Genomic DNA, 24682 nt, shown 5'->3' on the forward strand with positions numbered 1-24682 from the left:
TGGGAATTTGACTTTATTTCTTTTGCTTATTTCTTAAACTTATTCTTTCCGCCGTAGAATGATTCGTCTGCTTCTACAATACAAAAAGGTAGGCTTTTTACACCTACCTTAAGTTGTTATGCAGGGTGCTCTTCTTCATACAAGCAATCTTCATTTTTGCATATGAAGGTAATCGTATTTCTCCACATATTGAGCCCTTTTCCTTCTAATGTTCCTTCACCGCCGCATTCTGGACAATCCTTATCTGCCATGATTTCTAAAATTTAAAGTTTATCAAATATAGACAAATACTATTTAGACGAGTCTAAACATAGACTGTGATTATAAACAATATTATTAACAACAAAAGCCACTCTGATTTAATGGAGTGGCTTTCTTAATTTATAGGAAATTATGAATGAAGACAGAAAAGAACAACTTTTGATTGCTTCCTTACATATACAAATTTCGCAAATCAGAAATATTATTAAGGATTTCGAATTGCCCATAATTGTTACTTGGGAAATTGACGAAAAAAAATTATTTGAAAAATACAAAAACTCAGATGGCGGAAATTAGACTCTTTGGCAATTTAATTAGCTCCATATACATATTCTGTATTTTTAAAATACAATCTATATAATCTAGATAATCGTTTAAAGCTTTTGGTGCAGTTCTTAGCCAAGTTACCCTAAAAAAATCCATTTCTTTATCAGCACAAATGCTTACTGCCTCATAGAGTTCTATCTTATTTGTGATTGAGCCCTTATTTTCTTGAAAGCACTCTTCAATTTTAGCTTTGGCTTTATCAAAATCTACTTTAGCTTGTCTTAGGTATTCTTCTTTAATTTGTGTATTTGTATATTCCATGATAGTTGAATTGAAGTTTTATAATTTTCACCAAATTTTTCTAATTATCACTATTCCAAATATAAGCAATGTATATACAAGAAACTCTGATGTATCATAATATGCAAAAATTCCTTTGAATGGTGCGCAATAATTTGGATAGGTGAAATCTACGAAAGGCCAGAAATTTGGAAACAGGTCGCTGTCATAGAGTGCGGTATAAGAATAATTATAATTTACAACCTCTCTTCCAGTAAATGTGAAAATGTAAGCCTCCCCGCAATCCTTATCTACTTTAGGGGATAGCCCAAAATAGTTTACAAATAATGCGAAGGAATTTATCAACATAAGCACAATTACTATGCGTTTTTCTTTTTGACTAAATCTTAATCTATCTGTTCTCATAATTAATTGAAGTTAGTAACGGTTATATAAGTAAAATATGTTTTTCATTGGTTCTAAGATTGAGTGATAAATGGGTTTGTGAGATTATGTTTTTCAAAAAACTCTCTTTCGTGTATATGAGATTGAGAGATTACTATGTTTGATATTACTTTTGGCTGATCATATATTGTAAAGTGAAAGGTCTTGACTTCCTTTAGGTAGCTTGCCTGAATAAAGAAGTTGATAGTGAGGACACCATTAGATGAAGTAATTATAAAGCTCTTTTTTAGACTACTGTCAAAATTTTTGAATATACAGACTTGTAGGGTATTTAGTTTATGCTCAGTAAAGCCCGATTCGGAATTTTTAAGTAAGGATATAAGTTCACTGAAATTGGCAATCTTGCTTTTTTCGTTAACTAAATCTTGTTTTGCTTCGCTTGCGGAGGTTTTAAACCACCAAACGGCTATAACAAGGGCAATGATTATGATCGCTACCATAGGACTTAAAAGATTTAAGCCACCACCAAACCCAAATAGTGAAGATTAAAGAAACAAAGAGGCGCGGGTTTGTAACTTACCTGTTCCTCGGTTCTGGACAAACCTCACACCAAGATAAATTACGCCCACGCCATAGCATGAGCATAGTCTATTATCTTTGTGGTGTGTGTTGAAATTGTCCAGATTTCGGAACCACGATAAAAGCTAACGCTTGCAAATATTTTACTTAGTAACAAATATAGGGATATTGAATAAAAAAAGCCTCGATTAAGAGGCTCTTTGTTTTATTTTTTGAATTTCATCATGTTGGCTATATTCTTGTCGAATTCTGTCATCTCTTCAATATCTGAAGGCTTTATGACGGCGGTTGGCATTACACCCACAACGAGATTTCTTATTTTGTCAGCAGGAAATTTGGCATGTGGATAATACTTTCTTATCCCTTCAATGCTAAAGTATAATACTTTATCTTTCCTGACAAATGGGACTTTCTTGCTTAATAATATTGCTGACGTAATTTCCATCTAAGTTTTTTCTACGCCTTAAAATTAAGCAATTAATTTCATGTATCTAGTCCTTACTCCTCCATTTACAATCATCCAGTTGAATTTATCAGAATCAGGGTGAAGTCTCATGTTGTATCTGTAGACATGTTCATCGACATAATCTTGAAGATGCTTTTTAGAAACAGAGTTATACATGTCCCTTAGTGAGTTCTTCATTATTTTCCAGCTTGACTCAATGGTATTCGAGTGCCTCGTAGGATCATCCAAATTTACATATTCTTTCTTTGCGTGGTTTACAATTTCGTGATTATATTTATTGCTCAAGCCAGTATAACCATGCCATTCGTCACTTATAAGCCTAGTACCTTCAGTAACATATTTTCTTACTAAAGGCTGTATTGATTTTCTTTTGGTATCAGGAACTACAAAACAGTTAAGCTTTCCGCCTCTCTGAAGCATTCCAAGTATTGGAGTCTTGTCTTTGAATGATCTTCCTTGGCAACGTTCAACTTTTTTATCTTTATGTCTATTAATGTTACGGCCGCCATAAAATGATTCGTCACATTCAACCGTTCCTTCTAGAGTATTTGCATTTTCAATACCAAAGCATTTCCTGATTCTCATAAGCATGAACCAAGCCGTTTTCTGTGAGACATCAATATCTCTGCCTAACTGTAAAGATGAAATCCCTTTCTTATGTGATGTCACGAGCCAGATTGCGAGCATCCATTTTTGTAGACCAACTTTTGTACCACCCAGGAAAGTGCTTGTCTTGATATTGAAATACTTCCCACTGTTTTTGCACTTGTATTTGTTGTCTTTACATTTATACACTTTTGATTCGGGGTCAAAAGGCGAAACGGGGGTACCTGCCCAGATAATATTCTCAAGATAATCAATGCAAGACTGTTCAGTAGGAAAGGTCTTCATCAAGTCAAGCATCGATTTTATGTTAGTATCAAACATTGTTTTTGAGTTGTTTAATTATCTATATCAAATATAAGAAATTTCTTTCTATATTAAAATATAAAAATTAGTTAAATAATTGATTTAAAGAAGATTGAATAAATAAAAAGATGATTTATATATTTGGATATCTATGATTTAAATTGTATATTTAATGACTGTTTTGTACTTATACCCTATAAATAGTATTTAAGAATTAAAATTTTTATTTATTAGCTTTTGTATATTTGCACGCCGAATAATTAAGTTATTTACAGCAAATTACATCCGTATTGTGATATAATTTCTTACATTTGAATTTGAAATCGTGATTATAATATGGAAATATCATTTGGAAAGAGTAAGGAATGTGATGCTTTTAAAGAGTTAATGGATAATCCCACTGATAGAAAAGCAATTAAAAATTTCAATAGAAGCTATAATCAAACAATATTAAAAGCGTCAATTAAGATTTATCAAAAACTCAAAAATTCTGATAATGCTTTTATATATAATTTGACAGCATCTGGGGGCAATAAGATTGAAAAAGCATCTGGAGTTAAAGATAAAAATCCAGTCGTATTAAAAGTTAGGATTCAGGATAGCTATAGAAAATTCTTTAACTTTTATGAAACTAATACAGCGGGGGTTGAAGATTTTTGTACAATAAATAATTGGTGTGGACAGTTTGACAAAGTTTGCAAAATCCATGTTTTTGAAGTAAATAAACATGATTATTCTGTGATTTAAATATTTTTTATGGAAAAGCTTAAGGTAATTAATCCAATTCAGTATTTTACAACTGTTGGGGAAGAAATCGAGGACATTTTATCTTCGAATGAGATTTCTATGGATTCATTCTTATCTTCTATGAAATGGAATGATAAAGAATTGAAGTCAATCATGAAAATTTCAAAATCTGAAGCTAAAAAGATTGAAGATTTTATAAGTGTTGGGGAAATTTCATCATACATATTAAATTTTCAAAATGATTATAAATCATCTAAAGAAAGTGCAGAAAATACATATAAAGATAACCTAAAAATATATAAAAAATTAGAACACTTACTTCCATTACTACGAAATGAATTTAGTGATGGTATTGATGTTTTGGAAGATATTTCAAATTTTCTAGGTATAGATGAAGAATCAGAAATTTTAGATAAGGTAAAAGAGAACATTGCTTTATATAAAATTTCTAATTTCGTTCCTGATGATTTAAATCTTTATGCATGGCTAAGACGAGGAGAACTAGATTTCTTTCAGAAAAAATTAGAGTTATACAATAAAGGATTATTTACTGAATGGCTAGAGAGAAAAGAATGGAAAAATAATTTAACAAATCTTGAATATATCAGCCAACTCCCTAAGATTTTAGAAACGTACGGCGTTGCATTAGTATACACTCCATATTTAGAAAAAACAGTTTTCGGAGCGGTTAGATGGTTTGAGAACAGGCCATTGGTACAAGTCTCTGATAAAGGCAAATGTTTGGCAACTTTTTGGTATACATTATTTCATGAATTTGGTCATGTTATAAAACATGAAAATGATGAAATTTTTGAAGGACAGGCAGATTTGTCAAAATCATCTATCAACAAAAAAGAGAAAGAAGCAAATTCTTTTGCATATGATTACCTTTTCAACGGTGATAATTTAAGAAAATATCTTTTTGGGCAAAGAAATAAATCTGTACAAGAGGATTTTATACATGATATGTCGGCTAGATTTGGTGTCAATAAGATGTTCGTAGCTTTTTGGATGAAGAAAGCAAGGATAAGGAGTTGGACAACTAAGGATTATATGCCTCCTTTTCAAATCAAATAAAACGATTTCCTCCTATTGAAGTATGGAAAAACTTGATACTAATACTCATAGAGATCAGGAATCAGCTTACTCATCCTTTCATCAAATAACCTTCCCTGTTTCAAGCTTGTAAATTCGACAGAATAATATGTTCCGTCTTTTGACTCATTGATAGAGATGTCACCATCATGCTCTGCTATCATTAAATCAACAATATCTTTTTTGCTGCTATATTTTTCAGGAATTGTAAAAGTCGATGTGTGTGTTATTTCCATGTGTCTATTTTTAAGTTTAATCTTCTTACTTCCAAATATGGCCTTTAAAATCAAGATTTGCCAATTCTAATACTCTTTCAACAGTAACATACTCACCTCCTTGGAGAAATGCTATATAAGGTACATATTGCAAAATAACAACAGTGCTGTTCTCTACACTCTTTAGTTTGCCCTGTATATATTCTTCAATTTGTTCGCCATCAATGATTGTCCTATTTATGACAGTCCCTCTTTTACCAATATTAAATTTCAAATTACTCATAATGGAAAAAATAAAAGTTATTCCTTTCAAAGATAGGAAAAAAGACTCACCTTGCTACCTGAAAAACTCGCATTGGACTGATGATGAGATTAGATGCAGGATAATAGCAGACGCATCCTCAAACCTTAATTTTGAGGAAATCAAGAAATTGGTAGAAATACTCGATCAGGCAAATATTGATGAACTAAGAAACAATATCATGATTTTGCAGATAAATGAAAGCTATGTAAAATTCTATTAGAAATAATTACCATAAACATGTCCCATTTGAATTAAATTTACTTAGAAATCAAGAATGGAAAATCTTGAAGACCCTTGATAAGAGAATTAAATGCATCTTCTACTATTGTTTTTTCAATAACGGTTGTAACACTTATATCCATTAATTTTCCAGCAAGGAGATGAGTCCAGTTCTTTTTTCCTAGATTGAAATAAAGTTTCAGTTCTTCAATCTCTTTAAAGATTACTTCCTGCCCATAGCCTAATTTTTCAAGCTTATCTAAAACTTCATTAATTTTACTGTATTGCTCTGATTCTTGTTCAGGAGTAAACCTATCTTCATTAGGGATTTCGGCAGTAAAATACTGGTTAAGGCTGTCTAATTCTTGATCTATGATAAATAAGGCGTTGTCTCTTTGGTCTGAGTATGAACAACTAGTTTTATTTGTGCAGGTTTCTTCGTGTTTTATTTTAGCCTCATATATTCCTTTTCGTAAAATATTCAAAAAGTATAATCTATCCTTATCTCTATCAAATAAGTAAAGTTTTGACTGTATTTCTCCTTTTATGCCTTCAAGTGTTGAAGATGTCCGTGTATCAAATAAGTCTTCGATATAAGGTACAGCTTGTTTTTCAATAATTGTCATATTTCTAAACTTTTAAGTATATCAAATGTAGATTTTAAAACCTAAAAATTTCTATATGAATTAAAAACTAGACAAAGTGCGCGTATTTTACGTCAAACTAATCGCATTATGAAACAAGAAAGCCCTGACTGTTAGCTAGGGCTTAATTATATTTATAGAAAAATTAGAAGAATAAGCAAACAATATTAATCAGATACCGCGGAGGAAAAAATTTTTAAAACAGTTTTTTTGCTCGGTGTAAAATGGGTATACTTACCTTAATTTATTATAAGACTTGTTAATATTTGAAAACTCTTCAATTTTACTTAAATTTTCTTTGTATTGTTCTTTTATTCGTTCAATTTTAGAATTTAGATTAATGATTTCCGAATTTATTATTGCCAAATTTTCGTTTGCTTTTTGTGAATCTTTTATAGTTTCTTCACTCATTCCTTTTTCTTCAAAGAAATCTTTTAATTTTTGATTTTCATTTCTAAATTCATTTGTCAATTCATCTAATCTGGTTTTAGTTGTTTGAAATTCTTGTAATTCGATATTTATCTCATTTTCAACAATAGAGACTTCTTTAATCTCTTTTAGTAAACTTAAAATCTCATTAATTCTAACTTCAATATCATTTTGGTAATCAACGTCTGTAGTTTCTAATAATATTGTTCGAATGGAATTCAATAAAGTGTCATATCTTGTTTCACTGTTTTTGATTGAACTAAATTCCTTTCTTATTTCACTAATTTTATTTGTTATTACCTTGTATCGTTCATCATTTACTGAATCTATTATATTCTGTGTTGTCTCTTTTTCTTTTTCTTTTTCTTTTAATGTGTTGTTGAAATTTTTTAAATCAAAGAGCATATGAATCGTTTCATCAATTAAAGAAGTAATAATTTCAATTTCTGAATCAAGATTATAAAAACCACTTTCTGATTCTTTAATTCGTTCATTAAATATTAATTTTGTTAACTCATTTCCTTCAGCAAGTTTTTCAATTTTACCCTGACTGACAAATTCTATTTCATTGGTTCCAGTTACATTGATGATTTTATCTGAGTCTGTCTCTATATCGTATTTTTTATTATTGATAATTAGATTGTTATCATAAAAAAAATCTGTTTTTTCACCGAGTCTTTCTCCTAATATATTGATTATAGTGCTTTTTCCTGTTCCTCTACCACCTATTAAACATGTGAAATAAGGGCTAAAAGCAATATCTTTTTTTAAACTGTTTAAACAAAATTCTTGTTTATCTGATGAGTTATTTCTTTTTACAAATGTTCCAGATGGGAAATTAAATTTGATACTTTCAATTTTACGAATAGGTTCTCTTGGCTTTTGCTCTGAAATTTTGACTCTATGCTCAGGCTCGAATAAAACTTGTTTTAATCCTTCAAAAGTTGTGTCGGATTTAATCCACGTAATATCTTTTAAAATTTCTTGCTGATGATTTTGAGGGTTTGTTCTCTCAACATACTTACCCAAAGTTAAATCCAAATCATCAAATGAATGAGCATCACATCCACTAATTACAGGTTTAGGCTTAGATATTTCATTAGTTTCATATCTCTGTAAATTGAGGTAATAGGCTACATTTTGTCTTCCACCAAAAAAGGCATCACAAATTTTATCAATTTCATCAGTAATAGCTAATTTTCTAGGAGAATCCTTAACTGGTCTCAATCCAGCATTATTGGCAGCAGCAAGTATAATATACGGTTTATGTTGTCCAAAAGTTTCTACTAAACTTTGTAAGAGTTCATTATAATTCACAGTTGCACTTACAAATTGTGAATCATTCAAATTTTTGCAAGGTATTCTTGCTCCACCAGTTCCATTGGTATGATTAGTTTTTAAGCTTATTAAAAAATTATCAATATCAGTTTTACTTACTTCATTCGAGAAAATAACGTGTAGATTAATTTCTTCAGCACTTTTATTTACCGCAATATCTAATCTAAATTCAATGTTCAAGAAAAACACTTTTTCAGATTGTGGGTATTTTACTTTATGATTTTCTATGAAATAAAAATAATTCTCACAGCAAAAATAATCTGTTAGGCCAAAAACAGCTACATCTGATTCCTCTATAATTTGACTAAACAATTCCCAACTATCATTTTCTTTTGAATAGTTATTAGATAATTTAGTAAATGGTGTGTGTAAATGTAAGTCCCATTTTCGCCATTCTGAACCTTTTTGAGCTATTTCCATAAACTGTTAATTGATTTAAAATTTTAAAAGATTCGTCCAATTTATAATATTAGCTGAAGATTCACAATCCCTGATTTTAGTGATATTTAATCTAACTGAATTTGATGACTTTCCAATTTCTAAAAATAAATAATAGAGAAATTGTTAAATGGAAATTCCAACTTATTGGAATAGAATGTTTAGCTGAACTTTCATAGAAAGACTTTTTCTCTTTTAATTTGAGTGAATGAATAAATTGGTATTGGTAGAGATTGTAAAAATTTAATTGGAAGCTGATAAGATGAGATTACAATAGGTAAAACTTCATAATCGTTTACATCAATCCCAATTTTATTTGAAAGCTGATTTAAATTAGCAGTTATAAAATTTCCACGATTTAAATGTTTGGGTAACTGTTTATCTATATAATTCCTTGCGTCATTTTGAAAATCATAAAGAATCTTTACTTGTTTAGTATTCTTACATTCAATCAAATAAACCTTTTTTTTATTTAAATCAACAGCCAATATATCTATGTCGCCATAATCCTTATCTGCATTAGGAAAAACACTTGGTCTAATCTTGACTTCATGTTCAATAATATGTAATGAGGTAGTTTTCAACCAAGATAATACTTTTGCTCTATACTCTTTGCCTTTAATAATTGTACGTTCTTTAATCAAAGAAGTGATTTTTGGATATTTGTCTTCTTCTACTTTCAATGTTCCATTATGAAATAAAGCTCTTAAATTATCTGCAGCCATAATAAGATGTCTAGCACTCCATAAAAATTGAGTCTGAGAATCATTATTTTTAAATTTTAATAATGGTCTTCTAATGTAAGATATTCTCCTATTGAATCTCCAAACCCATGTTTCTTTAATATCTAATCCTACTGGAGCAACATTTATCCCGCCTCTACTTTCCAAACTCAAAAATTCAATAAAAGCTAAAATTTCTTTTTCGGTTAAATTTGAATTATCTTTTATAAGTTGAACCAAATCATTTTCATCACAAATGCAATATGAGTTTTCATTTTGAAAACAAAAGCGTGTCAAAAAAGTAGCAATATCTGAAATCTTATAAATTGCTATACCTAATTCTTCCTCAAAGATATTATCAACTCTATCATAATATTCATTCTTTTTAGGGTCTGTAATTATTGGTAATTCTTCGCTTTCAAATTGATTTTCAAAATCCTCTACGTTATTATGGATTTCATCTAAGATTGTTGATTCACGGTATTCAGTCACAATTGTATCGTGAAAATCATGATTCATACCAATTCTGCCTGAAGGGAGTAAACCGATATCGGGGTTGTCAAGACGCTGATGAATTGAATCTTTAACTGAACCGTAAAAAATAATTTCAGAAACTAATGCAAGTAAAAAATCAATGTCATCGTCATTAATCTTTTTACTACCTGAGGGGAGTTCTGCAAAAACATACTCTATTAAACTTCTTAAAGCATGTGATGTACTGACTATTTTTCCATACTCCTCTTTATAATCATCAATAACATCTTCATATTTGCTAAAACATTCGATTTTTGCAGCTAAATTCATATCCCACATACTAAACCTTTGGATTACTGCTTCATGTCTTAACATTAAAAAAACAATCAATTCATTTGAGTCATACTGTTTGATTCTTTGTTGTAATTGATTGGTCAGAGAATCTACGATATCATATAAAAGCTCAATTTTATTCTCATCTTTGACTTTTTCTGGGATTTTTTCTGGGTAATTTAACCATTGTACGTTGTTTTCAAGTACAATAGCGATGTCTGCATCTTGAACAAATCGAACAGATGGAATATACATGTCAAATCTTTTAAAATCATCTTCCTGATGTGATGTTAACAGCATTTTTCTTCTACTTAAAGGCATTTGTTGTTTGATAAATTCGTCAATTTCATCAACTGTAAAAAACTTCGTTTTATCTAATCCTGAAAGTTCGTTTAAAGATTCAATAATAGTTTTCATTAATAAACTTTCACCAAAATTGTCACTTCTATGTAAAGCCGAAAATATTTCTATTGGTATTTTTAGTGATATCCTTCTTGAATCCTTGGCAATGCTATATTCAATATTCACTTCAGAATTATCTTTAAGTTCTATTCCCGAAGTTGATATTTCCTTCATCTTTTCGTCAAAATGAACCACAAATTCCACTGGATAATTACCTAAAATGGAAAAATAAGGATTAAGAGTTCCAGAAAATTCATTTAACCAATAAGTTATCGCTTCTATAAAATTTTTCCCTAATGAGCCAATTCGGTCTCTATAACTAAACCATATAGGAAAGGAAAATTTTTCCAAAACGATTCGATATTTACCACCAAAAATTTCCTCTGAAATATAAATTGGGGCATACTCTTTTGTTTTAATAACAGGCAAAAATCTTCTTTGTAAATTTTCTTTTATATGCATAACAAAATGCTTATCCGATTTCTGAGTCGATTCTGCTATAATTTTTGCTTGAATAGTGTAATCAAAGGATATAAAATTAGGAGTAGTATCATCTGAAGGGAAAAAAGAATCATTATTTTTTTTGTACCATTGAAAATATGTTAGAATAGAGAAGTTTGGAGATATTCTTATATTATGTTCTTCAGCTCTTTTTTCTGCTTTTGCATACTTCCATAAAGTTAATTTATCTGGCTCCCATTGGTTGTAAAACCTTTCAAAATCAAAAAAACTTATCCCCAATTGATATTTTGACTCTTTAATGTTTTCAAACATGTACAAATTGTGCATATCTAATTCGTATGAAGCAAAGAATAAAACAACCAAGAATTCAATATCGTCTCTTTTTAATTCTTTTCTAATATCAGTTATTATTCTATTTGCTCTTTTTTGGATATCAGACTCTTTAGATGAATCTATATATCGGACATACGCTAATTTGTTATAGTCTAATCTCCATATTGATTCTGTGTCTTCTAATTTTGTTTTTAAATTTTCTCTTTGCCATTTTGCATGTAAGTACTTTTGTGATTCATTGAGAACCATTGCTTTGTAATATTTATTGAAAGTCTTTTGCTCACCATTTAGTTTAAGTACTTTGCGTATAAAAATATTTACAGAATACATTTGGGTAGATGGAAGCACAAGAATATACTTATTGTTAAACTTTATAAATGGTTTTTCAATTAATAAAGTATCTTCATTCTTATTTCTAAGAAGTTCTTCTTTAGTAGTATAGAAATATTGAATTACATCCTCTTCAATTCCTAATGTTCTATAGATATATTTTACATCTTCTTCTGAAAATTCAAATATTTCTTTATTAATATTGATAAAATTCTCCGATGGAAAGTAAATATTTCCTCTCCAATCATCTTCGTATAAGTATCTACTCAATCCAAGCTTTTTTGCTATGACATCGTGTATATAAAGCATGAAAAACACCCCTTCATGAATTGTTTTCTTCGTTTTATCATTTAAGGCATTAGGGAGTGCAAAAATGGTATTTAAAATTAACTGATTAATTGGTGCGCTATCTTTTGCAATACCTGGAAAAACAATATTATTGCCGTTGAAAAACATTATATTTTCAGTTGCACATGATTCAGCAGGGTCCTCTCTATAATCATGAGTATAATCTTTTTGAATTAAAGATTTTACAGCATTATAATTTATTTTACCCGAAATATTATTAAGATTTGAACAAATTAAATTTTGAATAGTTTCTAAACGAAGAATCTTTGATTGATTTATTGGTAATAATTGAATTAATGAAAAAACTTTTAATAACTCAACCGAATTATGTGTCTTTAAATAGTTTGAAAAAGTATCAGGTAATTCATTGTCTGAATTAATACAGCACTTTTTATATTTTTTACCACTACCACAAGGGCACACTTCATTTCTACCTACTTTCATAATCAATTTATTTTGCTACCAAATAATGAGATGCTTTTTCACCTTTATTAATTAAATTATTTTCAGCAGTTAGAATTTAAAGAGTAAAATTTGATAATATTCTGTTTTCAAAATCAGTATAATATTGTACAAATGAATAAAAATCCTCACATTCATAATTCGATAATATCCTAATCTCAAGATTTAAGAAATTTATAAAGCTATCATAAGAAATCAAATCATTTACATTTTGAGTTATTTTCAAATCGACATAGCCAAATCCACCATTATATTTACTGCAAATAATATGAAGCATATCCCTGCATAATCTTTTGAATAGTTCAATTCCACCATTTCCAAAAAACTGACTTCTACTCAATCCTTCGTTTGGATTTGTTCTAGAAAGCTTTTCTATTGAATCTTTCAGATTTGTTAAATTATTAATTAAGGCTTCTTTCTTTTCTAAGACTTGCTCATTACTAATATCTTTATTCTGAAAAAGATGTCTCAACCCTAATATTTTTGAATTTAGATTTTCGGCTTCCTCATTGGAAAGATTTAGATTTATGACATTTAATCTATTTCTAATTACTAAATATTCATCCAATTTATTTCTTATTTCTTCCATAAATATTAACAATTATTTTGCCTAGTCTTCATACTCATTTAACCATTTGTCTTCATCGTATTCAAGAGCTTTTTCTATATACTTCCTAAATATGAATAATGCGTTATCAATTACCCTTATTGAGGGTAAGGTACCATCTTTATTTCTTTGAAATCCATTTAACTCAATTCGTTTAAATTTAGTTGTAAAACAAATTGAATCATCAAGATTATTATATTCAATAAAGACCTTGTTTGTACTATCATCAATTTTAAAGTTTATAATTACTTCATCTTCTTTATTATTTTCTAATATACTTTCAATTTCTGATAATAATTCTGGGATAGATTTAGCTAATTCTTTTACCCATTCTAACTTACTTTTATGTTTTAAAAAGGCTTTGAAGACTTTCAATTCATTTAAACCTTCTTCAAGTAAACTTATATTGTCTATAAATTTTGAAGCATCTCCATATGGCTTATAAAAAGGATATTCTCTTACTAAGTTTGATTGAGTTTCAACAACAAATTCCCAAGGATTAGTCAGTTTGGAAATTTTATTAGCGTGGTCAATAGTTTCTTCAATATCAAAAAAGCTGTGTGATAGTTGTTTTTTTGATTCTTGAAATATTGTACTTGTAACACCATAAGTTTTTGAAACAATAAAATCATCAAATTCTGGGTCAATTTCCCCAAGCTCAATTGAATATGGTGATACACTTGAAATATGTAACCCTTCAATATTTTTTGCGATAGTTGGATTATAATCAGAATAAAGTATCGAAGCCTTGACGGATTCTATTGTTGATTTGTCAACATTATTAACTGTTAATAATTTTTCAATAAAGAAAATCAATCTGTCTCGTTGTATTATAACACTTTCTTTCGTTTCCGTATTTGAATTCCAATAAGTACTGAAATGTTTATCAATTAGGTAAATTAAACGGTCATCTCCAATTATTTTAATTTGTTTGTCTAGATTGTTCTTTCTGAGAGTATTAATCACGGATTCTTGCGCTCCACTAACTATTTTGCCTGATGTCATGACCCAAACTTCGTTTATATAAACTTGTCTCATATTGTAAAGGTCTTCATATGGAACATCAAATGCTTGTTGAACTTGACTAACTACATTCATCAATCCCGCATTGCTCGCTGCACTTCCTGTCAAATCACCAGCTTTTGCAACAACAGACAGGAAACGTTGCTCATTTAATTTGTCGTATTCAAAACAAATTATGTCCTTACCTCTTTCGTTAGTTCCATGATATTCGATTGGTGCTAAATACCCCATTTTGCTTAACAGTGGAATGATAAGGTCCTGCCTGAACTCTTTTTCACTAATATTATTTAAAATTTCTTTTTTTTCTCTTGGATTCATTATTATAAAATTCTGTTACAATTACAGTCAATGCATATGTATTTTTGATATTAATTCATTTATAAGCCCATATTTCAAATATAGGAAATTACACAATAAAAGATTAGCCATTATTTGGTTAAAGGATGGACAAAATGCTATTCTTATTATTTTAATTCACTTTTTACGTATCTCCCTTAGTTGATAAATTAGTTGCATGAATAAGTATAAGTCAAATTTATTATTTCTAATACTGCATGATGTTTTAAGCTCATTTCATAATTTATCATATTTATATCCCCTAGAACTTTAACATCATTGTCAAATTTAATTACAGTACTTAAATTCTCTTTTTCATTATCTGTGATAAGTTCAAATGAATTACCAGTTAATGTTACTCCTATGATACTATTACTGTCAACTGAATAATTATGTACAAGTACACCTAAAGGCTTGCACGTATATTTTGATAAGTATTCAAATGCATTTTTTAATACAGGAGCTAATATGAGAAGTAATGCTGTTTCATCTTTATAACTGATTACTCGACTATCAACAACCTTTTTAATGAGATATTTTTTATTGTCAATTAAGACTGTGTAATATTCTTTGTCAAATTTTTCAATCGTTGCTTTTAAATTATTTTGGTTGTTTAGGATATCATCTAATTTATCTGAATCATCAAATAGATGGTTAATTATGTTTACAAATAATTTGAACTTTGAAGTATGATTTAAATAGGCTCCTAAATAGCTTCCTTCTTCTGGATGCATTTTTCCATATTTCGTAATTTTCTAAACCAATCTAATTGGTTTTTTAACTCGACATAATATGAATTTTGGCAAATCTCATTTATTAATGCATTTAGGTTTTTTTCTTTACCATTTTGAAATTTTGTATCAATACCAATTTGCTTTGCTTTCAACTTTAGAGACATTTCCATAAGTCTCATACATTTGTTAAATGCTTCATTATATAGCTCAATACGGTAATAAGCAAATGCCATTAAGTATTCAACTGTTTCGAATTCATTTATAATTCTTTTAGGAACATTCGGATGAAATTTACCTTTAATAATGAATCTTTTAATGTAAGATACTTCCGAATCTATTCCTAATGGTTCCCATGCGGTATCAAATATTTTATAATTTTCCATAAGATTAACTTAGACCGATAAATTTTAATTTTTCATAGTATTCTTCTGAATTTAGTAATATCATAGGGATGTCTATGTAATTATCATTATTAAAACCAAATTTGAAATTTAAAGCATATTTATTTGGTGGTGAAAAAGCTTCCATAGCTTCTGAGAAAACTTCAACTTGGAATTTAAAAGCTCTACCTTGAGGGACTTCAATTTCATCAGCAAGCTGAGTATTTACTGTTTTTTTATCAGCAGGTAACTTTGTTTGGTATTTTATTAAAGGTCTCAAAATATTTGGTAAGGGTATATAAGGGCCAGAAAGACCAATTGGTAAGTGTTTGTTAGATAAACTGATATTCGTTAGTAAAATGGTTTTATTAGAATTATTTATAAATGTAAAATTGAAAATGGGAAATAATGATTTCAACTTTATGGCTTGAAAAGCAAATGGGTTATTCTCATAAGCAATCCAACCACAATTTTCACTGTCAATAGATAGAGAAATAAATTGAATGTCAGATTTTTTATTTTTCAATTCTTGCTTTACTTTGATTACACTTTCATTTTTAATGTCGCCTTTTGTAATTTTAGAATGACATATCGGACAAAGTAGAATTAAATTAGTTACATCATTATTAGATGGATTTTCATCAATATGATGTATTTCAAAATGCCCAACATCTTTATTTTCACAAAAAGGACATTCTGAATTTACTTCTTGTTGAAGAAATGCTTTTGTTTTATTGTGTTGTGGAATTGGAATTCTATTTTTTTTATTCATATTTAATAACAAAATATTTTTTATTAACAGCATTAATCAGAGTAAGAAGTTTGATTTTCTACATAGTTTAAAATTAAGATTTTGCCCTTATCCTGACTCTATGCTAAGTTAGCATATTCATCCTAATAAGAAATTAATTTTACATTGTGATGTTATACGTATTTATACTGAATTTTGATGTGTTAACTTTATTTAGTTTTGTTTTTTATTTATTAATAAAGTTGAATCAATCAACATACACAATAAAATTATATGATAGATTTTTTTACTCAAGATGAATTAGATTTTTTCAAAATATGGCAACTACAGGCTTATGACCCTAAAAATAAAAAGCATGTAGACGCTAAAAACCATTTAATGGATTCTGTGTGGAAAAAGAGTATTTATTTAGGAAAAGAGGTTATAAAAAGACTGGATGGATTTAGTATTGAAGGAAAAAAAATCTGGCATCAAAGAGGATGGAAAGAAAATAATGAAGGTGTCAATGTTAAAGGAGCCATTTTTAAACCATATACTTGGGTCAAAATATTCAGAAACAATGATAAAGGAAAAGATATTTTTTTTACTTTCGGAATAGATGCCTATCCGACTATAGAAGCATTTGTGTATAAGATTGATTGCCAAGACAAAAGAGATTCAAAGCTCAGTAAATCACAAATTGAACTTTGTAAATCATTGATTAAAAAAAGAGCTAAATGGAATGAAATCACTTTTGAAAACTTAATAAGAAGTGATTGGGAAACACTAATCAATGCCTGTGTTGAATTTATTAATGACCACATTGAACATTACGATGCTATTGTTAATTCTGTTTGGGGAGAACCAATTCCACCTGCTTTTTTCAAAAATCAACTTATAAAAAGAGGTAAACCAATTAATGGTTGCGAATCAATCCCAGAAACTGAAAGGAAATTTAATGGCGTTGAAATAGATTTTCAAAGCAAAGCTAAAATACAAAAGGATTTAGGTAACGCAGGAGAAGCTTTAGTAAAGCAAAGAGAGATTGATTTTTTAAAAGAAAAAGGGTTGCACGAAAAGGCTTCATTAGTCGACATCGTTAAAGATGGAAAAGGGTATGATGTTTTTTCTTTTGACGAAAATGGAGTTGAAAAATTTATAGAGGTAAAAACAACGGCAGGTAACGAATATTCACCATTCTATTTAAGTGAAAATGAAATTGATTTTATGAGATTGCACTCTAATCAATATTCCATTTATAGAATTTACAACTATAATGCTGAGAATAATTTTGGTGAATTTTTCGAGCTAAATGGAAATGTTGAAAATCAGCTATTAATGGCCCCAACACAATATCGGGTTTTAATAAAAAAAACATAATGGATTTTAAGTTGTCATAAAAAAATAGTTATGAATAATAAAGAAGGAGTCACTAAAATACAACATTTCGTTCCTCAATTCTTTCAAAGATACTTTTCTTACAATAATGATGGAAAGACCATTGGCATGTTCAATGTTAACAATAACATTTTTCAAGCATCAACACCTATTCGCACACAGTCCTATGGTAATTTCTTTTATGGCAAGTCTGGAGATTTAGAGACATGGTTATCAGAGTTAGAAAGTAAATCAGCTCCTATATTTAGAGTTATGTGGGAAAGAGAACAATTACCCACTTGCGAAAGTACTACACAGTTAGAGATGTTACATTTTTTATTAGTTCTTGATTTAAGGAATCCTGTCAGGTTCAATACACTAAAGAATTTTGAAAAAATAATACAAAATACTAAGTCACGTATTACAGGGAATAATGTCCCAACTGACTTGATAACAGTTTTTCAACATTTGCAAAGTGAAAGAGGTAAGCTAACATCTTTAATCAATGCTGTAGCTATTGTTCCTGATTTGATTGATTTAAAATATAAATTAATTAAGAATGTGACCAATACACCACTTATTATTTCTGATAATCCACTAGTAATATACAATCAATTTTTGGAAAAAAGAAAATGGAATTTTGTGAGTCAACGTGGATATGGCTCGAAAGGCTTACAAATGTTTTTACCAGTAAACGATAAATATATTTTGGTAGTTTATGATTCCGAAGTGTATAAAATAGGCAACAAAAAAGAGAAAATAGTTGAAGTAGATAATAAAGAAAGTATTGACCAGTTGAATATACTTCAATTTTTAAATTCAACTGATACGATTAATTTTAATCATAGAGCTTCTGAGCACTATATTAGAACTTTGTTCGAAAAATCAAAGCGTTTTAAAAAAGCAAATGAAGCGTTTGTAAATGTTCACCATATTGATGATGGTAAAGGTGGAGTTAAGCCTTTTGAAGAGGCAATTGAAGTTGGTGTTACCGATTTAAAAACTAATCTATGTGTTCAAAAAATTAACTTTATTTCTAAATCAATTGCTATAAAATTGGATGATAGTTTTGCGCAGCATAGAAAAGGAGTTAAATTAGGTGATATTGGTGTTTTTAAAACCATCTCAATTAATAATAGAGATATTAAATAATTGTTGGATTTTGGGAAATAAAAAGATGAATAATGCACTTTTAGTGGGAGTGAGGTTTTGGAGTGAGGACGACTTTTATTAGGCAATAAAACAAGAATTCCTTAAAATCTGAAAGGTCCTATAAAACAGCAATTCCGAGAGGTGTGAGTTGGTTGGCTTTTGGATTCATAACCCTGAGGTCGAGAGTTCAAATCTCTCTCTCGCTACGGAAAGCAGTAATCTGATGATTACTGCTTTTTTTTATGGCCAATTTTTTGCTTCTCTTAATTAATACAGCGGGTATGGTCCCGTAACGAGAGTAGCTTTTTTTTGCTTCATAACCGCCTGAGGCCGCATCAAACGTACTATTTACAATCATTTACAAAGTTTTACATTTTTATTTACAATCCAAATCGCTCAAATTGAAAAATACCAAAGTAAATTCGGTGAATCAATTTTGAAAGGATAAAAAATATGAAAAGAGTCATCTATGTGCTGATCTTACTGCTGGTTGTGGTAAGCGGACTAGTATTTGCTAATCGTGAAATTAAAATTGCAACTAAGCCATCCCCAAAGCCGTCTTCTATTGCTTACAGAAAAGCCGTCCTGGATAACAGGAAAAAATGGGAGGCTTCACCTGACGGTATAAAGTATAAAGAATGGGAGGTTTCTCCTGAAGGTAAAAAAGTGCATGCCAGTCATGATAAAATAAGGAAGTATATAAAAGATTTTACCGATATGGAGGCCGTGGTAACCTCAGTTACTTTTAAGCGCGCAAACGCGAAATCGCCAGGACCAAAATGGCTTATCGTCAGGATTGATGGCGAAGAATACATGATGCAATTTATTCCTAAGGATTTTCAGCAGTTAAATAGCCTGAAAGTTAACGACAAAATAATCGTAAGAAGTCGCAGCGCAGGGTATTCGCCTAATCATCCCTATTTGATTCTATCGGGCGACTATATTGAGCGAAATAATAAGATACTTTTTAAGCGTGACTTTAGCAAAAATAAGGGTTGCTGAGTATTACCAACTCTAATATCTCCATAAACGCTAGCAAAGTATTCAAAGAATCTCACTTTTGAACTATTTGTAAAACAAAGGGTTGACATTTCTGTCAGCCCTTTCTATTTTACTTAAACAATACAAATAGGAATATTTATTCTCCGCATCAGAACGTTCAATTAACTAACTATTAGGGGTAAAAAATATGTATTAAATATTAAGCTTAAAATCCTAATAAGATTTATAGATAACTTAATATTTACTCCTCATTTTTCTTTTTTTCATCTGTCTTATTTCATGCAATCTGAGTAACATTTTTGATCAAAATCAAATAATTTACAACAATTTAACATTATTTAAAACTTTTTTCCTACGTTTGTAGTCCCAAATCTAATATTAATTATGAACAAAACTACCTTCCTAGGAATGTTGTGCCTATTCGTTATGGGCATAACTCAAGGTCAAGTGATGTCTGACAGCAAGTCCCCACTTGAAAAAGCTCAGCACTATCTACAAGAAAAAGGCGAAGTTGTCTTCACTTTTCGAGCTCAAAACCAAAAACAATTTAAAGAACTGGCCGATTTCTTATCCATCAGCCACAAAAGAGTCGATCCTGTCGAATTGAAGGTCGAGGCGTATGCCAATCCGGAGCAATTCAAAAAATTCCAGACGTATGGAATTCCGTTTGAAGTAAGCGTTTCAGAAAATGAATTTGCTGTAGATGAATACACTACCTTCAGCACAGCCGCTTGGGATGATACTTGGAATGCATATCCAAAGTATTCTGAATATGTTGCAAAAATGCAATATTGGGCAACAACATACCCTAGCTTGTGTAAGCTCCAAAGCATTGGAACAACTCCAAACGGCAGGACATTATATGTTCTGAAAATTTCAGACAATGCACAAGTTGATGAGGCTGAGCCTGAATTTCTGTATACCTCATCCATGCATGGAGACGAGATTACCGGATACCCTACGATGCTGCGCCTTATTGATTATCTCTTGACAGGATACGCTACAAATAGCGAAATCAGCAGTATCGTTAATAATACAGAAATTTTCATCTGTCCGTTAGCAAATCCTGATGGTTCTTATAAAAGAGCTGGAAACGACACTATGAATTCCACAGGAAATACAGCAACAAGAGCAAATGCGGCAGGAGTCGATCTAAACAGAAACTATCCTGACCCAATTGACGGCATCCATCCTGATGGCAATCCATTTCAAGCTGAAACTCTTGCTTTTATCGAATTTGAAAAAACAAGAAATTTTGTCTTGGCAGCCAACTATCACGGAGGCGCTGAAGTCGTAAACTTCCCTTGGGATACTTCGAATACGCCGAGTACTGCTAATTTTAGCTACCATCCACACGATAACTATTTCAAATTTGTCTCTAAAGAATATGCCCAATTGTGCCAGACTGCCGATGGAAATGCAAATTACATGGACGATGTTTACAATTCTGGACAATTTGCAGGCACAACAAATGGCGCGGCTTGGTATTCGGTTTACGGAGGAAGACAAGACTGGAACAACTTTTTTAACCATAATAAAGAAGTTACCATTGAGATTTCAGCCACAAAGTTTCCGGCTGCTTCCAGCCTTCCTTTTTATTGGGAAAGAAACAGACAGGCACTTCTAAATTACATGAAACAAGCCAGTTATGGCCTGAAAGGAACCGTGAAAAATGCCGCTGGCGAAGCTGTTGAAGCTAAAGTATACATCAGCAATTATGACTTGATGGGTTCTTGGGTAAAGACAGGTCCATTAGGAGATTATTACAAAGTACTTATTGCAGGAACATATAATGTTACTTTTGAAGCACCAGGCTATGTTAGCCAGACGCAAAGCGTGACCGTTGCTAACAATGCAGCGACAACCTTGAATATAACTATGGTGGCTAGCACAGCTATTCCTACTGCAGCCGACAAGACCATCTGCGAAGGCCAGACTGCTGCCTTGACAGCTACAGGAACCGGAACTATCAGATGGTATGCTAATAATACGACTCCAACGGTTTTGGCTACAGGAAGCTCTTACACGACTCCAGAGCTAAGCACAACTACATCTTATTTTGTAGAGCGCGAAACGCCACAGACAGTTGGCCCGGCTACAATTGCTGGAGGTGCTACTGTAGATAACGCGACTGCTAGAAACAGATATTCTATTTTCAGTTCTACTGCCCCTGCAAGGCTAAAAAGTGTCTTGATCAACACAAGCGCTACAGGAGAGGTAATGGTCGAACTGCAAAATAGCGCTGGAGCAATGCTAGAATCTAAAGTAATAAAATTGGCTGCTTCGGGAACGCAAGAGATTGACTTGAATTTCTTTGTTCCAGCAGAAAACAACTTGAGATTAGTCTTAAGAGAAATTTCTGGAGCTAGTATTTATAGAGCAGATTCGGGAATCACTTATCCCTACACGAATGGAATCGTATCAATAACAGCTAATAGCGGAAGCGGAACATTCCTGACTTTCTTCAACTGGAAATTACAGACATTCAAAAGTACCAGAGACGAAGTTGTTGTGACCGTAAAACCAAACCCTGCGATAACTACAATTACTCCGACTACCAAAATTGCAGGTGATGCAGGCTTTACATTGACCGTAAACGGAACTAATTTTGTAAGCGGAGAATCTATAATCAGTTGGAACGGCGTAAACAAAACTACGACTTTTGTAAGCGCGACTCAATTAACAGCTCCAATCCTAGCCTCTGAAATTACGAGCAGCGGTACCATTGATGTAAAAATCAACAACACTTGCAATAATTTTTCGACAGTAGCAACTGCTTTCACGATTACAGCACCGACCTCAACTACATGGAACGGTACTTCTTGGTCGTACGGAGCGCCAACAGCAAGTGTTGATGCGATCATAAACGGAAATTTCTCGACAAGCACTAATGGTTCTTTCACTACAAAAAGCCTAACCGTAAACTCTGGCTATACAATAATTGTAAATACAGGAACAAGCCTCACCGTTAGCAACGGCATTACAAACAATGCAGGCGCTGAAAACTTTATAGTAGAAAACAATGCCAATTTAATCCAAACAAATAACGCTACAAATACAGGACTAATTACTGTCAAAAGAAATAGTGCGCCATTGTATCGTTTTGATTATACCTTATGGTCATCGCCAGTTAGCGGACAAAACCTTCGCAGTTTTTCGCCTTCAACTCTAACAAACAGGTTTTACATTTACAATCCTATGCTTGGAAATAATGGCAGTTACGAAGCCATCTATCCTGCCCAAAACGAAGCAACGTATACTTTTGCACAAGCAAAAGGTTATCTGATACGAGTTCCGGACAATCATGCTTCTTATGTAAGTTCTTCAATTCCTGGAGTTTCTTATAACGGAGTTTTTATCGGAATTCCATACAATGGAAGCTATAGCTTTACACTTTCTAATGCTAACAACGGATTTAATCTTGTAGGAAATCCATATCCATCAGCAATTTCGATTTCAGGATTATTTTCTTCGAACTCTAACGCAATTGACGGAACAATTTGGTTTTGGAGAAAAAGAAACGGTGTGGCTGGAAGCGGTTATGCAACAACTACAGGACTTGGAATGACAAGCGCTCAACCTGAAGTTGCTGCCATGAATCCGAATGGTATCATCAGCACCGGACAAGGATTTTTCGTGAAAGTAAAAAATGGCGCAACGCAATCAACGCTAAATTTCAACAACAGCATACGTTCTACTAATACAGGCATCTTTTTGAGAAACGGCAGCCTAGAAAACCATTCCGATTCTGATGAAGCTGAAAAACACCGTATTTGGTTGAATTTATCAAATGAAACTGATGTCGTGAGCCAGACTTTGCTTGGCTATATGGCCGGAGCTACCGAAGGAATAGATTATGGAATTGAAGGAAAATATTTCAACGATAGTCCAATTGCCTTGACCTCTTATATCGATAACTCGGAATATGCCATACAAGGAAGAAGCTTGCCTTTCTCTCCAGAGGATATCGTTCCGTTAAGCTTTAAAACGAATACGCCAGGTAATTACACCATTGCTATCGATCATGTCGACGGTCTTTTTGAAACCGACCAAGACATCTTGTTAAAAGATAATCTGACGGCACAAATCCATAATCTGAAAACGTCAAGCTATAGCTTTTCAACAGAATCTGGAAACTTTACCAATCGATTTGAAATCGTATACAGAAGCTTGCTAGGTGTAGAAACTCCTACCGTAAGCACCAACAGCATCGTGATTTATAAAAAGAACGAAGCCCTTCACATCAATTCCGGAAACTATATCATGGACAAGATTGAGCTATATGACGTAAGCGGCAGGCTTATTTACACAAAGCTAGGTGTGGATGACAACGAAGCGACTATTTCAAATCTTTTAATTGCAAACCAAGTACTGCTTGTAAAAATTACTACTGCAGAGAATGGCGTTGCCATCAAAAAAGCAGTTTACTAATTAATAAAAAGGAAACCATGAGAAATACAGTAATAAAAACTTGCAGCTTGATTTTCTTCTTATTTACGACACCAACTGCGTTTGCTGATAATCCTGAAGAAGTTCCTGAAGATTTAGACGGTCCGACCGCTCCAATCAGCGATCATATATGGCTATTAGCCTTAGTAGGATTTGCTTATATATTCTTAAAATACAGATCAAAAAGAGTTACAGAAAACTTGTAAAATTCTAAGACTGATATTTTAACAATAAATTCCATGACAAAAATTATGCTTTTGTAGGTATAAAACCTTAATCAAAACCATAACTCCCTATTAGCTAAAGGCTTGCAAAACCAGTATTTGTAAGCCTTTACGTTTTTTTACAATATATTTTGACTGTTTTATGTTAAAATTCGAAAAAAGTTTTTATATTTGACTACCCAAATCTAATATTAATCTTTAAAACCT

General features: G+C 31.2%; 24 protein-coding genes. 8 read left to right on the forward strand and 16 right to left on the reverse strand.

Annotated elements, in window-relative coordinates; translation table 11 throughout:
- Positions 1–116: 116 nt before the first annotated feature.
- From GGR22_RS17165 to GGR22_RS03605, 6 genes are all read right to left on the reverse strand, one after another.
- Complete coding sequence (locus GGR22_RS17165; protein WP_262888860.1) at positions 117–251, reverse strand: hypothetical protein; 135 nt, start codon at positions 249–251, stop codon at positions 117–119.
- Positions 252–540: 289 nt separating this feature from the next.
- Positions 541–849, reverse strand: coding sequence for a hypothetical protein (locus GGR22_RS03585; RefSeq protein WP_182492598.1), 309 nt, complete (start codon positions 847–849; stop codon positions 541–543).
- 27 nt (positions 850–876) lie between these two features.
- Complete coding sequence (locus GGR22_RS03590) at positions 877–1233, reverse strand: hypothetical protein (RefSeq protein WP_182492599.1); 357 nt, start codon at positions 1231–1233, stop codon at positions 877–879.
- Between the two features lie 53 nt (positions 1234–1286).
- Entirely contained in the window at positions 1287–1712 is a 426-nt protein-coding gene (locus GGR22_RS03595; protein WP_182492600.1) for a hypothetical protein, read from the reverse strand.
- A gap of 284 nt (positions 1713–1996) precedes the next feature.
- Entirely contained in the window at positions 1997–2236 is a 240-nt protein-coding gene (locus GGR22_RS03600) for a hypothetical protein (RefSeq protein WP_182492601.1), read from the reverse strand.
- A 24-nt stretch (positions 2237–2260) separates the two neighbouring features.
- Positions 2261–3184, reverse strand: coding sequence for an IS1595 family transposase (locus tag GGR22_RS03605; protein ID WP_182492602.1), 924 nt, complete (start codon positions 3182–3184; stop codon positions 2261–2263).
- A gap of 318 nt (positions 3185–3502) precedes the next feature.
- On the opposite strand from GGR22_RS03605, the gene GGR22_RS03610 reads away from it, so the two are divergent.
- Together GGR22_RS03610 and GGR22_RS03615 are read left to right on the forward strand one after the other, a co-directional pair.
- The gene (locus GGR22_RS03610) at positions 3503–3913 is read left to right on the forward strand and encodes a hypothetical protein (RefSeq protein WP_182492603.1); all 411 of its coding nucleotides are present in this window, start codon (positions 3503–3505) and stop codon (positions 3911–3913) included.
- 9 nt (positions 3914–3922) lie between these two features.
- On the forward strand, positions 3923–4990 hold the full coding sequence (locus GGR22_RS03615; RefSeq protein ID WP_182492604.1) for an ImmA/IrrE family metallo-endopeptidase: 1068 nt from the start codon (positions 3923–3925) through the stop codon (positions 4988–4990).
- A gap of 38 nt (positions 4991–5028) precedes the next feature.
- On the opposite strand, the gene GGR22_RS03620 is transcribed toward GGR22_RS03615, so the two are convergent.
- Together GGR22_RS03620 and GGR22_RS03625 are read right to left on the reverse strand one after the other, a co-directional pair.
- On the reverse strand, positions 5029–5244 hold the full coding sequence (locus tag GGR22_RS03620; RefSeq protein WP_182492605.1) for a hypothetical protein: 216 nt from the start codon (positions 5242–5244) through the stop codon (positions 5029–5031).
- Positions 5245–5269: 25 nt separating this feature from the next.
- Positions 5270–5506 carry a hypothetical protein gene (locus GGR22_RS03625; RefSeq protein ID WP_182492606.1) on the reverse strand — a complete coding sequence of 79 codons (237 nt, stop codon included), beginning with the start codon at positions 5504–5506 and terminating at the stop codon, positions 5270–5272.
- Position 5507: 1 nt separating this feature from the next.
- On the opposite strand from GGR22_RS03625, the gene GGR22_RS03630 reads away from it, so the two are divergent.
- Positions 5508–5747, forward strand: coding sequence for a hypothetical protein (locus GGR22_RS03630; protein WP_182492607.1), 240 nt, complete (start codon positions 5508–5510; stop codon positions 5745–5747).
- A 37-nt stretch (positions 5748–5784) separates the two neighbouring features.
- Here GGR22_RS03630 and GGR22_RS03635 read toward each other — a convergent pair whose 3' ends face one another.
- The 8 genes from GGR22_RS03635 to GGR22_RS03670 form a co-directional block, all read right to left on the reverse strand.
- Positions 5785–6372 (reverse strand): hypothetical protein, encoded by a 588-nt coding sequence (locus tag GGR22_RS03635; protein WP_182492608.1) that lies wholly within the window; start codon positions 6370–6372, stop codon positions 5785–5787.
- 252 nt (positions 6373–6624) lie between these two features.
- Positions 6625–8577, reverse strand: coding sequence for an ATP-binding protein (locus GGR22_RS03640; protein ID WP_182492609.1), 1953 nt, complete (start codon positions 8575–8577; stop codon positions 6625–6627).
- Between the two features lie 191 nt (positions 8578–8768).
- Positions 8769–12443: a YecA family protein gene (locus GGR22_RS03645; protein ID WP_220477627.1), complete on the reverse strand. Its 3675-nt coding sequence runs from the start codon at positions 12441–12443 to the stop codon at positions 8769–8771.
- A 76-nt stretch (positions 12444–12519) separates the two neighbouring features.
- Positions 12520–13050, reverse strand: coding sequence for a hypothetical protein (locus GGR22_RS03650; RefSeq protein WP_182492610.1), 531 nt, complete (start codon positions 13048–13050; stop codon positions 12520–12522).
- Positions 13051–13071: 21 nt separating this feature from the next.
- Complete coding sequence (locus tag GGR22_RS03655; protein WP_182492611.1) at positions 13072–14409, reverse strand: hypothetical protein; 1338 nt, start codon at positions 14407–14409, stop codon at positions 13072–13074.
- A 188-nt stretch (positions 14410–14597) separates the two neighbouring features.
- The gene (locus GGR22_RS03660; RefSeq protein WP_182492612.1) at positions 14598–15161 is read right to left on the reverse strand and encodes a hypothetical protein; all 564 of its coding nucleotides are present in this window, start codon (positions 15159–15161) and stop codon (positions 14598–14600) included.
- A complete protein-coding gene (locus GGR22_RS03665; protein WP_182492613.1) occupies positions 15134–15544 on the reverse strand; it encodes a hypothetical protein in 411 nt (136 codons plus the stop codon). Before GGR22_RS03665 ends, GGR22_RS03660 begins: the two co-directional genes overlap by 28 nt.
- A 4-nt stretch (positions 15545–15548) precedes the next feature.
- Positions 15549–16313 carry an HNH endonuclease signature motif containing protein gene (locus tag GGR22_RS03670; protein ID WP_182492614.1) on the reverse strand — a complete coding sequence of 255 codons (765 nt, stop codon included), beginning with the start codon at positions 16311–16313 and terminating at the stop codon, positions 15549–15551.
- Positions 16314–16565: 252 nt separating this feature from the next.
- On the opposite strand from GGR22_RS03670, the gene GGR22_RS03675 reads away from it, so the two are divergent.
- From GGR22_RS03675 to GGR22_RS03695, 5 genes are all read left to right on the forward strand, one after another.
- Complete coding sequence (locus tag GGR22_RS03675; RefSeq protein ID WP_182492615.1) at positions 16566–17651, forward strand: DUF3883 domain-containing protein; 1086 nt, start codon at positions 16566–16568, stop codon at positions 17649–17651.
- A gap of 30 nt (positions 17652–17681) precedes the next feature.
- Positions 17682–18800, forward strand: coding sequence for a DUF4238 domain-containing protein (locus GGR22_RS03680; RefSeq protein ID WP_182492616.1), 1119 nt, complete (start codon positions 17682–17684; stop codon positions 18798–18800).
- A 453-nt stretch (positions 18801–19253) separates the two neighbouring features.
- Positions 19254–19802 (forward strand): hypothetical protein, encoded by a 549-nt coding sequence (locus GGR22_RS03685; protein ID WP_182492617.1) that lies wholly within the window; start codon positions 19254–19256, stop codon positions 19800–19802.
- Positions 19803–20186: 384 nt separating this feature from the next.
- Positions 20187–24233 (forward strand): M14 family zinc carboxypeptidase, encoded by a 4047-nt coding sequence (locus GGR22_RS03690; protein WP_182492618.1) that lies wholly within the window; start codon positions 20187–20189, stop codon positions 24231–24233.
- Between the two features lie 17 nt (positions 24234–24250).
- Positions 24251–24457 carry a hypothetical protein gene (locus tag GGR22_RS03695; RefSeq protein WP_182492619.1) on the forward strand — a complete coding sequence of 69 codons (207 nt, stop codon included), beginning with the start codon at positions 24251–24253 and terminating at the stop codon, positions 24455–24457.
- Positions 24458–24682: the final 225 nt, after the last annotated feature.

Source organism: Flavobacterium gossypii, assembly GCF_014138495.1.
Lineage (GTDB): Bacteria > Bacteroidota > Bacteroidia > Flavobacteriales > Flavobacteriaceae > Flavobacterium > Flavobacterium endophyticum.

Excerpts from the sequence above, each read along its gene's own strand:
- GGR22_RS03680 (WP_182492616.1), top strand. The coding sequence starts at position 17,682 with ATGAATAATAAAGAAGGAGTCACTAAAATACAACATTTCGTTCCTCAA.
- GGR22_RS03615 (WP_182492604.1), top strand. The coding sequence starts at position 3,923 with ATGGAAAAGCTTAAGGTAATTAATCCAATTCAGTATTTTACAACTGTT.
- GGR22_RS03685 (WP_182492617.1), top strand. The coding sequence starts at position 19,254 with ATGAAAAGAGTCATCTATGTGCTGATCTTACTGCTGGTTGTGGTAAGC.
- GGR22_RS03620 (WP_182492605.1), bottom strand. The coding sequence starts at position 5,244 with ATGGAAATAACACACACATCGACTTTTACAATTCCTGAAAAATATAGC.
- GGR22_RS03630 (WP_182492607.1), top strand. The coding sequence starts at position 5,508 with ATGGAAAAAATAAAAGTTATTCCTTTCAAAGATAGGAAAAAAGACTCA.
- GGR22_RS03645 (WP_220477627.1), bottom strand. The coding sequence starts at position 12,443 with ATGAAAGTAGGTAGAAATGAAGTGTGCCCTTGTGGTAGTGGTAAAAAA.
- GGR22_RS03655 (WP_182492611.1), bottom strand. The coding sequence starts at position 14,409 with ATGAATCCAAGAGAAAAAAAAGAAATTTTAAATAATATTAGTGAAAAA.
- GGR22_RS17165 (WP_262888860.1), bottom strand. The coding sequence starts at position 251 with ATGGCAGATAAGGATTGTCCAGAATGCGGCGGTGAAGGAACATTAGAA.
- GGR22_RS03640 (WP_182492609.1), bottom strand. The coding sequence starts at position 8,577 with ATGGAAATAGCTCAAAAAGGTTCAGAATGGCGAAAATGGGACTTACAT.
- GGR22_RS03690 (WP_182492618.1), top strand. The coding sequence starts at position 20,187 with ATGAACAAAACTACCTTCCTAGGAATGTTGTGCCTATTCGTTATGGGC.
- GGR22_RS03665 (WP_182492613.1), bottom strand. The coding sequence starts at position 15,544 with ATGGAAAATTATAAAATATTTGATACCGCATGGGAACCATTAGGAATA.
- GGR22_RS03675 (WP_182492615.1), top strand. The coding sequence starts at position 16,566 with ATGATAGATTTTTTTACTCAAGATGAATTAGATTTTTTCAAAATATGG.
- GGR22_RS03600 (WP_182492601.1), bottom strand. The coding sequence starts at position 2,236 with ATGGAAATTACGTCAGCAATATTATTAAGCAAGAAAGTCCCATTTGTC.
- GGR22_RS03625 (WP_182492606.1), bottom strand. The coding sequence starts at position 5,506 with ATGAGTAATTTGAAATTTAATATTGGTAAAAGAGGGACTGTCATAAAT.
- GGR22_RS03585 (WP_182492598.1), bottom strand. The coding sequence starts at position 849 with ATGGAATATACAAATACACAAATTAAAGAAGAATACCTAAGACAAGCT.
- GGR22_RS03610 (WP_182492603.1), top strand. The coding sequence starts at position 3,503 with ATGGAAATATCATTTGGAAAGAGTAAGGAATGTGATGCTTTTAAAGAG.
- GGR22_RS03660 (WP_182492612.1), bottom strand. The coding sequence starts at position 15,161 with ATGCATCCAGAAGAAGGAAGCTATTTAGGAGCCTATTTAAATCATACT.
- GGR22_RS03650 (WP_182492610.1), bottom strand. The coding sequence starts at position 13,050 with ATGGAAGAAATAAGAAATAAATTGGATGAATATTTAGTAATTAGAAAT.
- GGR22_RS03635 (WP_182492608.1), bottom strand. The coding sequence starts at position 6,372 with ATGACAATTATTGAAAAACAAGCTGTACCTTATATCGAAGACTTATTT.
- GGR22_RS03605 (WP_182492602.1), bottom strand. The coding sequence starts at position 3,184 with ATGTTTGATACTAACATAAAATCGATGCTTGACTTGATGAAGACCTTT.
- GGR22_RS03590 (WP_182492599.1), bottom strand. The coding sequence starts at position 1,233 with ATGAGAACAGATAGATTAAGATTTAGTCAAAAAGAAAAACGCATAGTA.
- GGR22_RS03695 (WP_182492619.1), top strand. The coding sequence starts at position 24,251 with ATGAGAAATACAGTAATAAAAACTTGCAGCTTGATTTTCTTCTTATTT.
- GGR22_RS03670 (WP_182492614.1), bottom strand. The coding sequence starts at position 16,313 with ATGAATAAAAAAAATAGAATTCCAATTCCACAACACAATAAAACAAAA.
- GGR22_RS03595 (WP_182492600.1), bottom strand. The coding sequence starts at position 1,712 with ATGGTAGCGATCATAATCATTGCCCTTGTTATAGCCGTTTGGTGGTTT.